This window comes from Synechococcus lacustris str. Tous, from assembly GCF_003011125.1.
Taxonomy (GTDB): Bacteria; Cyanobacteriota; Cyanobacteriia; order PCC-6307; family Cyanobiaceae; genus Synechococcus_D; species Synechococcus_D lacustris.
In genome coordinates, this window is the sequence record NZ_PXVC01000063.1 from 1 (window position 1) to 11,767 (window position 11,767).

An 11,767-nucleotide genomic window follows, 5' to 3' on the forward strand; every position below is an offset into this window, starting at 1 on the left:
GCGGTGCACTTGGTTTAAAATTGATTTGCGAATTTCCGCCCCCTCTCTACCTGCATATTGCCCCCATAAACCCTCCCAATAGAAATAGATAACACCAAAGCCCCTGCTGGCACTGAGCTCAACCTTCTTACGCAGGGTGTTTGCATCGGTAGTGCGGCCGCCAAAACCAGCTAACACGCCAATGTTGATCGGAATACCCCAACTCTGGGCCCGTTCGATGGCCGGTTGATTGAGATCTTGTTCAAAACCGCGCACTGAATAGGCATAATTTTGGATCACCAGTTCATCTACTAAACGGCGCACCGACCAGATCTCCCAATCCTGCAGCCATTTGTTGTAAGCAAAGCGAAAAGGGCCTGGCGATAAACTGATGCGACTGTTGCCATTGCTGCGTTGTAGCGCTTGACGCAGCTCAACAAGTAATTCGGTTAGTTTATTGCGTCGCCAGGTCATCCAGGCGCGATTTGTGTAATCAGCGGGTGGTTCTAGGCCGGTTTCTTGTTTATATAAAGCGCTGGTGTAGGAGTCGTAGCCTAAATCAACTGGCCAGGCAAAGTGATCATCTAACTGAACGCCATCAACTTTGCAACGCTCCACTATTTCAGTGATTAAACCAATAAATCTTTGCCGCACACCCGGGTGGGCTGGATTGAGCCAAACCCTTAGGTCTTTAAGGGGTGAGGTTTGCAGATTAGCGCCATGCATTGCATAGTAGGGAGAGCCATCCTGCTTTTTAAGGATCCAATCTGGATTTTGTTTAACAACCTTTGCATCTCCAGGTTCCATCAGGCCGTATTCATACCAGGGAATAACCTGTAAGCCCCTTTGATGGGCCCTGGCCGTGATGCGGCAGATCGGATCTAAGTCGGGGGAGCGTTCAGCTAAAGCTGGTTCCATCGGTGCCCATTTAGAGCGATAAAAAGTAGTGCCGCGGCTCCACACATTTGGATATAGGGTATTAAAACCGGCATCTGCTAATTCAGCTACGGCGCGATCAATGCGACCAGCATCGTAATAAAGGGGGCTGGGGCTATTGGTTAGCCACACCCCCACGCGGTTCGCTCCAGCGACCACAGCCAGAGGCAGCTGGGTTGCACATCCGGCGAGCAAAACCACTAAATGTTTGATTAAAAAGTTAGTTTTTGATTTAGATTTAAGCGTATGTGGTGTTTTGAATTTCATTGTTTAACGGAACATCGAGCTCACGGAACTCTCTTCATGGATGCGCCAAATCGCTTCGCCCAACATATTTGCAACTGAGAGTACTTGCAGTTGGGGAAAGCGTTGATCTGGTGGGATTGGAATGCTGTTTGTAACCAGCACCTCTTCAAATAGGCCCGGTTCAGAAAGCCGCTCAAATGCCGGTGGTGAAAACACCGCATGGGTGGCGCAGGCAATCACCCTTTCAGCTCCCCTTTGGCGCAGCAGTTGGGCGCCTTTCGATATCGTTCCGCCGGTATCGATCATGTCGTCTACCAACACAGCGGTTTTTCCTTTCACATCGCCAATCACGGTGAGGCTTTCAGCCACATTGTGGGCGGAGCGTCTTTTATCGATAATCGCCAATGGGGCGTCGTCCATGCGCTTTGCAAAGGCCCTGGCCCGCGCCACACCGCCCACGTCAGGTGAAACCACCACAACTTCACCCAGGTCGCGGGTGGCCAGGTAATCAACTAAAACCGGAGCGCCGTAAATATGATCGCAAGGTATATCGAAATAGCCTTGAATTTGTGCTGAGTGCAGATCCATTGCCAGCACCCTATCTACACCTGAAGCAAGCAATAAATTAGCAACTAATTTAGCTGCAATCGATTCGCGTCCTGCTGTTTTACGGTCGGCCCTGGCATAGCCGTAGTAAGGCACCACCGCTGTTATCTGCCTTGCCGATGCCCTGCGGCAGGCATCAACCATGATCAACAGTTCCATCAGGTGGTCGTTCACCGGCGCGCAGGTGGGCTGCACCAGGAACACATCACAGCCGCGGATTGATTCCTGGATCTGGATGTAGATCTCGCCATCGGCAAAGCTTTTGCTCACCCTGGGGCCGTCTGGAATGCCGAGGTAGCCAGCGATTTCATTGGCAAGGGCCGGGTTAGCGCTGCCGCTAAACAGGCGCAATCGATTGCCATCACCAGGGTGGAGGCTTGGGCTGCTGCGTTCGGTTAGCAAAAATCTGCTCACGGCGCCGGGGGCTGWGATTGGGATGATTAACACCGATGGTAGAAGCGTGCCCCCAATCCCGCCCCAAATGAATCTGTTGTTGATCTGCGCCCCCTTTGGCAGTGCCGTGGTGGCCCCCTTCGCTTGGGCCTGCGGCTCCATGGGCTGGGGACCATTGCGCTGGTTGGGATCAGCTGCTGTTGATCCCCAGCTGCAGCCTGCGGAGGAGAGGCTGTGGGTGTTGCCAGACGACCAGGAATTAGTGGATTGGGTGGATGCCCTTGCTGCCCACCGTTTGCCCACCCTGCTGGTTTTGCCAGGCGGCCCCCGGCTTAAAGCGGAAGCAGCACTGCACCAGGCCCTCTTGAATCAGGCGGGGGTGCCTTTGTTGGGCCTATTACAGGTGGGTGACAGCTGGGATCCACAGCAACGCCGAGCAGACAACTTGGCCTGGCTTGGCCACTGGCAGCCGGGGGATCGTCAGGCCCTAAACCTCAGCGGCCCCCTGGCAATCCTGATGCGTGAACGGCTGCTTCAGCTTGATTTGAACTAGTTGATTTCAGCTAGGGCTTGCTGGGTTGCCAGTCTTTACCAAGCAACACCTGCACCCCCGCCCCAGGGCTGAGGGGTCCCCGTTGCAGTTCGCCAAGCCCAAGCGCCTTGCGCACCGCTTGGGCTTGCTTCAAATTGTTGCCATTGCCGTGCAGGATTACGGTGCGCGGCCGCATTAATTCAGCATCTAAAAAGCTTGCTTGGGCCGCCAGCCCCGCCCCCTGAAGGCGCTCAACCGCAGTGTTGGTGCTGATTGGTTCAATCCCTTCCACGTTTACCTGGGGGTTGTTGGCGCTGGGTGCTTGCGCCTGGTGCCACAGCTCCAAAAGTGGTTCGGCCCGGATTTGATCCAGCCTCCGGGCAGCTTGATCGCCGCTGAGTGGCAGGCGACTGAGTTGAATTAAATCTGGATCTTTAAGGCCCGCTGCCAGCAGGCTGAGCAGTTCTCCATGGCCAAGGTTTGTGTTCAGTTGCGCCCGCATTTGGCTGAGCAGCGCCGGCAATTGGGGGGCAACGGCAGCATCGGCGAGGCGATCGGCCAGGGGTAATAGCAATTGCTGCTGCCTTTGTCGCCGGCCACCGTCGCCCTTATCCGGGCCTTTGAATTGTAAAAACTGTTCTAATTCTTTGCCGCCAAGCCATTGCTGACCGGCGTCTAATTCAATTTTTAATTTTCCTGCTTTGTCTTGATACCTGAGCGGTGTTTCGATATCGAAGGGCAAACCGCCAATGCGATTAATCACTTCCCTTAGGCCACCACGGCTGAGCAGCAGGTAGCGATCGGGCGGCACCGGTTCACCGCCATTGGCCATTAGTTGAGCAACCACATCAGCCACTAGGGCAACCCCCCCCTGGCCGTAGAGGTTTGATATTGGTTGCAATTGTTTTTGGCCCGGTAGCAACACGCTCAATTCCGTGGGGATTTGGATGATCTCCACTCCCCCCCCTGGATGCACCCGGGCCATGAGCAGCAGTTGCACCTGGGCGGGTGGTGTTTGCGATTTCAGTTGGCTGCCATCAAGGCCGAGCAGCAGCACGGTTTGGGGGCGGCCTGGGGGGTCGGCGAGGCGGCTKATGGCCGGTCGCAGGTCTTCCAGGGGGCCGGCGGTTTTTTGGGGAACCAATACACCGCCCAGGGATGAACCAAGGAAGATGCCAATGGCCACCATGCCTAGGCGCCAAAGCAGCCTTGCGGTGGCAAATCGGGGCGGCTTAGGGGGAACCATGCCAGATAGTTTGGAGCCTGAGCGCGAGTTGCTGTTCATTGAAGTTTGCCCCCCACGAAAGGGCCCGCCCCATGGCGCGGGGCACCATAAGACCAGCTAAAGACCTGTGCAGTGATTGCGGCCTGTGCGACACCCGCTGGGTGGCCTATGTGCGCCAGGCATGCGCTTTTTTGCATCAACAGTTCGACCACCTAGAAACCCAATCCCACGGCCGCAGCCGCCAGTTGGATAACGAAGATGAGCTTTATTTCGGCGTTTTTCAGCGCATGCTTTGTGGTCGATTGGAGCCCTCCCTTGAGGGGGCGCAATGGACTGGRATTGTTACCACCATYGCCGAAAGGGCCCTAAGCCAAGGGCTTGTGGATGCGGTGCTCTGCGTACAGCAAAGCCCAAGCGATCGCTTCACGCCCGTGCCGGTGTTAGCCCGTAGCCCCGCAGAGGTGCGGGCTGCCCGGGTAAATAAGCCAACCCTTTCCAACAACCTATCGGTGCTGGAGCAATTGCCCGGCAGTGGCATTCGCCGCCTTTTAACGATTGGTGTGGGCTGTCAAACCCAAGCGTTGCGGGCTGTGCAGGCCAGCTTGGGCCTTGATGAGCTCTATGTGCTCGGTTTGCCCTGCGTAGACAACGTGAGTAGGGCTGGTTTGCAAACCTTCTTGGATTCCACCAGTCGCTCTCCTGAAACGGTGGTGCACTACGAATTCATGCAGGATTTTCGTATTCACTTTCGCCATAGCGATGGCAGTAAAGAAACAGTGCCATTTTTTGGCCTCGATACGCCAAAACTGAAGGAGGTATTTGCCCCCAGTTGCCTCAGTTGTTTCGACTACGTGAATGCAGCTGCAGATTTGGTTGTTGGTTACATGGGGGCACCATTCCAATGGCAATGGCTAGTGGTGCGTAACGATCGCGGCCAGAGGCTGCTGGATCTAGTGGAAAAGGAGTTGCAAACCCAGCCTGTGATGAGTGCCGGCAATCGCAGCCAGGCGGTGCAGCAAGGCATTGAGGCCTACGACAAAGCCCTAAGGCTGCCGGCTTGGCTTGCGGAACTGATCGGTTTTGTGGTGCAAAAGTTCGGTCCTAAGGGATTGGAATATGCGCGTTTCTCTATCGATTCCCACTTCACCAGAAATGCCCTCTGGCTAAGGCGTCATCATCCAAMCATGGTGGATAAACACCTCCCTCCCTTTGCCCGCAAGATTGTGAATCGCTATCGCCTGCCGCAGCAATGAGCAATCTCTTAAAGCATTTGGGGGGCCAGCGCCAATACGGCGTTTTGATGCATGTTTCAAGCTTGCCGGGCCCTGGCAGCAGCGGTTGTTTCGGCGCCGCTGCCCTGGAGTGGATAGATCTTCTGGCTGATCATCAGGTGAAGGTGTGGCAGGTGCTGCCCCTCGCCCCCACCGATAACACTGGTTCTCCCTACAGCTCCCCCAGTGGTTTTGCCCTAAATCCGCAATTTTTAGATCCGGATCAGTTGCAGGAAACCAGCGCCGTTGACGGCTTCTCAACCTGGTGCCAGCAGCAACGYTTTTGGTTGAAGGATCACTGCCGCTTCATGGTGCTGCGCCGTCGCTATGGGGGTGCCCCCTGGTGGCAATGGCCCAAGCCCTATGCCAGGCGCCATAGGCAGGTTATTAAAGAATTTGATCGTGCTGAAGCCGTTGCGATTGACCAGGAAGCACTGCAGCAATGGCAGTTGCAGCAACAGTGGCAAGGCCTACGTGCCCATAGTCGCGAACGGGGCGTGCAGTTGCTGGGTGATCTGCCTTTCTATGGCGCCCACGACAGTGCCGATGTGTGGAGTAGGCCTGGCCTTTTCAGCCTCAACCCCGATGGCAGCCTTGCCCAACAAAGCGGCGTGCCCCCCGATTATTTCTCGGCCACCGGCCAGCTTTGGTCTACCCCTGTTTATCGCTGGAGTCGTCATCGTTTGAATGGCTACCGCTGGTGGTTGCGGCGTTTGGAAAGGCAATTGGAATTATTTGATTTGTTGCGGCTGGATCATTTCCGTGCCTTTGCTGGTTTTTGGAGTGTGCCAGGTGCAAGCAGCACCGCTGAGCATGGTGAGTGGTTGCCATCACCGGGCAAAACAATCTTGAAACGCTTGAGCAGTAGATGCGGCGGTTCACTGCCCTTGGTGGCGGAAGACCTCGGTGTAATCACACCTGATGTAGACGCCCTACGGGAAAAATTTGATTTGCCAGGCATGAAGGTTTTGCAATTTGCCTTTGAGGCCGATGCCAGTAATGCCTACCTACCCCAAAACTTTGCTTCTGGTAGTTGGGTGGTTTACACCGGCACCCACGACAACGCCACGGCCCGGGGCTGGTGGCAAGATCAATCTGATCAGGTGAAGCAACAACTGCAAAACCTGTTGGGCCATCCAGTGGAATCGCCCGGTTGGGAGTTGTTGCGGTTGGCGCTTAGCTCCACCGCCGATTTGGCGGTGGTTCCCCTGCAAGACCTGATGAGCCTTGATGACAGTGCTCGCTTCAACACACCAGGTACGGCAAGTGGCAATTGGAGTTGGCGTTTAGATCAACCCATCGCTAATTTGCGCGGCCACATGGAAGGTTTACAGCAACAGGGCCAGCTCTATGGCAGGGGCCGCAGCTCGGGGTAGAGCTTGAGCAATTGTTTCGTGGGGGTTTCTGGCTTTTTAAGCGTTGGGTTTGGCGAAATTGGAGCGATGCTGATTCCATTGGCACTTGCAAGTTGCCGTTGTTGCAGGTTTAGGCCATAGATCAAAACCAACACCATCGCCCCATAGGCAATGGTGCCCTGCCAGGTGCTGAATAATTCAATCGATCCCAGGGTGAAGCCAGTGATCCGATCGCTTGCTTGCTTATTACTTTTGTAGAGAGGCGGTAGKGCTGCTTTTATTTCCTGATCGATTTCAGCTCCAGGTAGGGATAGGCGCTCAGCCAATTTATGCAGGATCGTGCCGAGAAAGGCGGCTTCCGGTAGACGTTGGAGCCAACCTTTCTCCAGGGCCTCCAGCACAGCTGTGCTCACCCTTGTATCCAGGGCCAATTGGCGCATGCTGAGGCCTTGGCGCTCCCTTTCCTGTTGCAGCCTTTTGCCAAAGCAGCGCAGGGCTTCCTCCTGCAATTCTTTTGGGTTTGGGCTGCTGGGCTTTGCTGCTGGTTTTGCCATTTACCTAGGGGGATTCGATCAGTTTTGTGATTGCCGTATTTTCAGCTTCGCTTAACCAGCGCCAGGCCCCAGCTGGCAAATCCCCCAACTGCACAGGGCCCACAGATAGCCTTTGAAGATCCAACACAGGGTGCCCCAATAGTTCTGCCGTGCGGCGGATTTGCCGGTGGCGACCCTCCTTCATTTCCAGTTCAAGCAGGCAGCGTCTTTTTTCCTGTTGCTTCATTGCCACAAAAACTGAGCGGCTAGCGATGTCGTCCATGGGTACACCCTTACGCCAGCGCTCTAATACTTGGGGGCTGGGGTTGCCTTCCACCCACACCAAGTAGCGCTTGGGGTGGTTAAAGCGAGGATGGGTGAGGCTTAGCGTTACGTTGCCATCATTACTGAGAAGTAATGCCCCATGGCTAAAGGCATCCAGCCGACCCACCGGGTGTAGCCCCTTACCCCTGGCAATATCTGGGGGCAATAGATCTAGAACCGTAGGGCGACCCATGGGATCGTGGCAAGTGCTATGCACGCCCCTGGGTTTATGCAACAACAGGGTGCAACTTGATGCCTTAGCCGGCAGGGGATTTCCATTTACCTCGATTCGATCCAGGGCTGGATCAGCTTGATCACCTGGTTTTGCCCGCACACCATTTACCAATATGCGCCCCTGAAGCATCAACTCCTCAGCTCGGCGCCTGGAACATACCCCTGCGGCGGCAAGCAATTTTTGCAAACGTTGGCGGCTCATGGTGCAACCGGCAGCGACAAAACCAACAAAGCTCCACCCTTGCTGTGGTTGCGGCCGCGGATGTGGCCCCCATGGGCCACGGCTATTTGTTGCACGATTGCAAGGCCCAAACCGCTACCAATCCGTTTGCCGCCGGAGCGGGAGGGGTCACCCCGATAGAAACGCTCAAACATGTGTTGTAGATCTTCAGAACTAAAGCCATTGCCTTGATCGCGAATTTCAATGCGCTGCCACCGCCCTTCGGTGGAGAGATTCACGTTTATTTCGGCTTCGTTTGGGCTAAAGCGCAAAGCATTATCCAACAGATTKAGCAGGGCGCGATGCAATAGGGCTGGATCGCCAACTACCCAGTGGCTGCCGCTGCTTTCCATCACTAAATCAACCTGACGCTGTTCAGCTAATGGGGCGATGGTTTGCCAGGCCTTTATTACTAAATCAGGAACATCTACTTTTTGTTGATTGGTTTCTGTGCTCTTAGGTGATGGATTATCAAGCCTATTTAACTCCAATAGATCTGATACTAATCGCTGCAGCCKTTGTAATTCCCTTTGCAGCCGTTCAATTTGTACCACCTGTTTCTTGCTGGGGTTTAGGGCAAGGGATTCGGTAACAAGCGATAGGGCTGTGAGCGGAGTGCGCAATTCGTGGGCCACATCGCTCACCCAGCGCTCTTGCTGTTGCTGCTGGGATTGCAATGATTGACAACTCTGAATAAAAACACCGATCCAGCCGTGTGAACCAGGAATGGCAATTGCCTCCAGTGGTTCACTGCTAATCGATTCTGGTTCAAGGGGAGAGGCGCCAACGGCACTAATGCTCCAATTAACCCTTTGGCTTTTATTGCTGGATCGCGCTTCTTGCACGGCTTGATCCAATTGGTGACAGCGCACTACCTCCAATAGATATCGATTAAGTAATGGGGATCCACTTGCTAAATGGAGCAACCGCCTCGCCCTGCTGTTGATGTGCTGCAACCTATTCCAGGGATCGAGCACCAAAAGCCCCTGGGGCGAATCCTCCAGCCAGCTGAGTAATTGTTCCGCATTTAGGCGCTTGGGCCGCCGCCATAATCTACTTAAGCCAAAAATCATCCGAACCGATAACCAAAACCACGTACGGTGAGAATAAATACGGGAGCGCTTGGATTGGTTTCTAATTTCTCCCTGAGCCAGCGAATGTGAACGTCTACGGTTTTACTATCACCCATAAAATCAATACCCCACACTCTTTCAAGTAATTTATCCCTGCTCCAAACCCGTTTTGGATTTTGCATAAACATTTCCAATAGGCGATATTCCTTCGGCGAAAGATTCACCTCATTGCCATCTCTGGTAACTCGACATTCCTCTGGGTAAAGGGTGATGCCCTCATGGCGRAGCACCTGCTTGGCACCGGCATCACCATTGCGGCCCGTGCGGCGCAGTAAGGCGCGGCATCTGGCCACCAATTCGCGCATGCCAAAGGGTTTGATTAAGTAGTCGTCGGCGCCCACTTCAAGGCCCACCACCCGATCGGTTTCGGTGTCCCTAGCGCTCACCACCAAGATCGGCGTAGAAAAGCCGCGGCGCCGCACGTAGCGGCACACATCAAGACCACTCACCCCTGGCAGCATTAAATCCAGTAGCACCAGATCAAATGGCTGTTGATCAGGGTTGCCTTTAAAGCGTTCAAGGGCACCGTTACCTGTGGCCACCGCATCAACTTGAAAGCCCTCATTGGTGAGCGCTTCTGAAATTGTTTCCCGGATGGTGTCGTCGTCTTCCACCACCAGCAAGCGAGCTGGATTGGCCTGGCTTGGAGGGCTGACGGCCATAAAAAAAGGCTTCTTTGTGGTTAAGGCTAGTGGGACTTGCGGCAGTTGTCTTGAAATTAAAGCTTGCCCCGTTAGAAGAACTGATCGAAATTATCAAAATCCACTGCCTTAAAGCGGCCCTCTTCCACCTGTTGCATCAGGCGTTCAAGCTGCACCCACAGGGCGCCGCCGGTTAGCAAAGAAAGCAGCATTGAAACCAACAGTGCTGCCCCAGCTGCAAAGCCAAATACCTGCAGGGCGCCACCAATAAATAGGGTGATGCCAATCAAGGTGCCAGCAAATGCAATCGATGTTTCGGCATTGCCAAGCGGCAGTAGTGGCAAACGATCTTGCTTCCAAGCCTCTAGGCGGTTCTCGATCAATTTTGCAAAGGTGAGCCCGCAAAGCACGCCAATTGCTAAACCGATGCCGCTAAGCAGGTATGGGGGCTGCTGGATCACCGCATAGGGCAACTCAAAATCAATGTCTTCGTAGTTCAATATCCTTTGGGTTGGCACTGCATGCAGGCTAAAGGCTGAGCCGCTGCATCAGGTCGCTGGCTAGGCGCCTTGGCCCAAAGCGGCGGCGCAGCAGTTTTGCCAAATTGCTTATGTCTTCAGTGTTAAGTCGCCCATCGCGCACGAGGGTTAGCAAGAGCCTTTGCCTTAGGTCGCGGCCCTGGGGGCCAAGGATCAGGCGCAACCCTGCCCCAGCAACTGGCAGCAAATCGGTGGGGCTGCCATCTTGACCCACCACATCCAATAAATTTTCTAAACGCTGCAGCTGTAATTTGCCTTCTTGATCAAATAAAACATCTAATAATTTATTGCGCAATTCTTCAGTATCTGCGGCAAGAAGCCGTTTAGCTACATAGGGATAGGCAACTCTTATTATGCTGAAATCTGGATCCAGCCGTAGGGCTAAACCCTCCTGGCTAACCACTGCTCGGATGATTAAGGCGAAACGCGCCGGCACCCGAAAGGGGTAATCAAACATCAACTCAGAAAATCGATCTGTGATGGTTTTGAAATTAAAACTGCCAACTGTTTCACCTAATTGACCGCCCAATACCTCTTCCAATGCGGGTAATATCGGGCTTAAATCCGTATTGGGTTGCAGGAARCCTAAATGCACAAAGTCGTGGCCTAGRGCCTTGAAATCACGGTTGATTAAATGAACAACAGCATCAGTAAGTGTAAGGCGATCATCRTTACTTAGCATGTCCATCATGCCAAAATCAACGTAACCCAACCTGCCATTGCCTTCGCTGCCGCCAGCCATGGCAAATAGGTTGCCYGGGTGGGGATCAGCRTGGAAATAGCCAAACTCAAGCAGTTGGCGCAAGCCCGCTATAACCCCTGCCTTAACAAGGGTTGTGGGATCTAAATTATTGCTTTCTAGCACCGATCTTTCCTGCAGTTTCACCCCATCAAGCCAATCTGTAGTTAGCACCTTTTTTGCRCTCAACAACCTCTCCACWCCTGGAATAACTATGGATGGATCCTCCTTRAAYAGGCTGGCAAATCGCTCCGCATTATCAGCCTCTAACTCGTAATCAATCTCCCTGAATAGGGTGTTGCCAAATTCATCAACTATGGCGCTGAGGTCGTCGCCCAGGTTCAGGGGKAGAAACGGGCCCACCATTTGGGCTAACAAGCGGATTACCGCTAGATCAAGTACTAAACGCYCTTGCAAATTTGGRCGTTGTACCTTTACCGCCACCCAGCGGCCATCGTGGAGTTGGGCTTTATAWACCTGCCCTAAACTTGCAGCTGCGATTGGCTTATTTGGAAAAKTTGCAAATAAACTATGGGCAGGCGCCCCCAGCTCAGCTTCGATTGTTGCAAGGGCTAAGTTGTGATCAAAAGCTGGTAAATCATCCTGTAGACGCGTTAGTTGCTCCAACCAGTCGCGCCTAACCAAGTCAGGGCGAGTGGAAAGTGCCTGGCCTAATTTAATAAAACAAGGCCCTAAATCCGTAAGGGTATGGAGTAATTCGCGGCCCAGGCGCTTTTGCACCTCAGGGTTTTCGCTGCCCCCTTGGCTCAGAAGGCTGAGGCTCAAGCTGCCCAGTTGCCACAGCACCACCACCAGGCGAGCCAGCAATTGATGCAGTGGAACAGCGGCGCGCTTGTAGAT

The 11,767-nt window shown here is 53.9% G+C and carries 12 protein-coding genes; 3 read left to right on the forward strand and 9 right to left on the reverse strand.

The genetic code is table 11. The features are described 5' to 3' along the window. Both C7K08_RS10585 and C7K08_RS10590 read right to left on the reverse strand, forming a co-directional pair. A partial coding sequence (locus C7K08_RS10585; RefSeq protein ID WP_241537209.1) for a glycoside hydrolase family 10-like protein occupies positions 1-1,074 on the reverse strand: 1,074 nt, incomplete at its 3' end. A 111-nt stretch (positions 1,075-1,185) separates the two neighbouring features. Then, positions 1,186-2,181 (reverse strand): ribose-phosphate pyrophosphokinase, encoded by a 996-nt coding sequence (locus tag C7K08_RS10590; RefSeq protein WP_106500595.1) that lies wholly within the window; start codon positions 2,179-2,181, stop codon positions 1,186-1,188. A 22-nt stretch (positions 2,182-2,203) separates the two neighbouring features. Between C7K08_RS10590 and C7K08_RS10595 the strand changes: the two genes are divergently transcribed. Further along, positions 2,204-2,713 carry a hypothetical protein gene (locus tag C7K08_RS10595; RefSeq protein WP_106500586.1) on the forward strand — a complete coding sequence of 170 codons (510 nt, stop codon included), beginning with the start codon at positions 2,204-2,206 and terminating at the stop codon, positions 2,711-2,713. Positions 2,714-2,723: 10 nt separating this feature from the next. Here C7K08_RS10595 and C7K08_RS10600 read toward each other — a convergent pair whose 3' ends face one another. Beyond that, positions 2,724-3,977 carry an LCP family protein gene (locus tag C7K08_RS10600; RefSeq protein ID WP_106500587.1) on the reverse strand — a complete coding sequence of 418 codons (1,254 nt, stop codon included), beginning with the start codon at positions 3,975-3,977 and terminating at the stop codon, positions 2,724-2,726. 32 nt (positions 3,978-4,009) lie between these two features. Here C7K08_RS10600 and C7K08_RS10605 point away from each other — a divergent pair, with 32 nt between their 5' ends. Then, the gene (locus C7K08_RS10605; RefSeq protein WP_106500596.1) at positions 4,010-5,170 is read left to right on the forward strand and encodes a Coenzyme F420 hydrogenase/dehydrogenase, beta subunit C-terminal domain; all 1,161 of its coding nucleotides are present in this window, start codon (positions 4,010-4,012) and stop codon (positions 5,168-5,170) included. Then, positions 5,167-6,564, forward strand: coding sequence for a 4-alpha-glucanotransferase (gene malQ / locus C7K08_RS10610; RefSeq protein ID WP_106500588.1), 1,398 nt, complete (start codon positions 5,167-5,169; stop codon positions 6,562-6,564). The genes C7K08_RS10605 and malQ overlap by 4 nt, the downstream gene beginning before the upstream one ends. On the opposite strand, the gene C7K08_RS10615 is transcribed toward malQ, so the two are convergent. From C7K08_RS10615 to C7K08_RS10640, 6 genes are all read right to left on the reverse strand, one after another. Beyond that, the gene (locus tag C7K08_RS10615) at positions 6,537-7,097 is read right to left on the reverse strand and encodes a helix-turn-helix domain-containing protein (protein ID WP_106500589.1); all 561 of its coding nucleotides are present in this window, start codon (positions 7,095-7,097) and stop codon (positions 6,537-6,539) included. The two genes, malQ and C7K08_RS10615, sit on opposite strands and share 28 nt — an antisense overlap. 4 nt (positions 7,098-7,101) lie before the next feature. Continuing rightward, positions 7,102-7,836 carry a pseudouridine synthase gene (locus tag C7K08_RS10620; protein ID WP_106500590.1) on the reverse strand — a complete coding sequence of 245 codons (735 nt, stop codon included), beginning with the start codon at positions 7,834-7,836 and terminating at the stop codon, positions 7,102-7,104. Beyond that, entirely contained in the window at positions 7,833-8,927 is a 1,095-nt protein-coding gene (locus tag C7K08_RS10625) for a sensor histidine kinase (RefSeq protein ID WP_106500591.1), read from the reverse strand. Before C7K08_RS10625 ends, C7K08_RS10620 begins: the two co-directional genes overlap by 4 nt. Beyond that, complete coding sequence (locus C7K08_RS10630; protein ID WP_106500592.1) at positions 8,924-9,649, reverse strand: response regulator transcription factor; 726 nt, start codon at positions 9,647-9,649, stop codon at positions 8,924-8,926. Before C7K08_RS10630 ends, C7K08_RS10625 begins: the two co-directional genes overlap by 4 nt. 71 nt (positions 9,650-9,720) lie before the next feature. Continuing rightward, positions 9,721-10,146 carry a hypothetical protein gene (locus tag C7K08_RS10635; protein ID WP_106500593.1) on the reverse strand — a complete coding sequence of 142 codons (426 nt, stop codon included), beginning with the start codon at positions 10,144-10,146 and terminating at the stop codon, positions 9,721-9,723. A gap of 10 nt (positions 10,147-10,156) precedes the next feature. Next, positions 10,157-11,767 carry an ABC1 kinase family protein gene (locus tag C7K08_RS10640; RefSeq protein WP_106500594.1) on the reverse strand — a complete coding sequence of 537 codons (1,611 nt, stop codon included), beginning with the start codon at positions 11,765-11,767 and terminating at the stop codon, positions 10,157-10,159.

What these genes read in the sequence shown, in the direction of transcription:
- C7K08_RS10595 (WP_106500586.1), top strand. Translation starts at nt 2,204, where the DNA reads ATGATTAACACCGATGGTAGAAGCGTGCCCCCAATCCCGCCCCAAATG.
- C7K08_RS10620 (WP_106500590.1), bottom strand. Translation starts at nt 7,836, where the DNA reads ATGAGCCGCCAACGTTTGCAAAAATTGCTTGCCGCCGCAGGGGTATGT.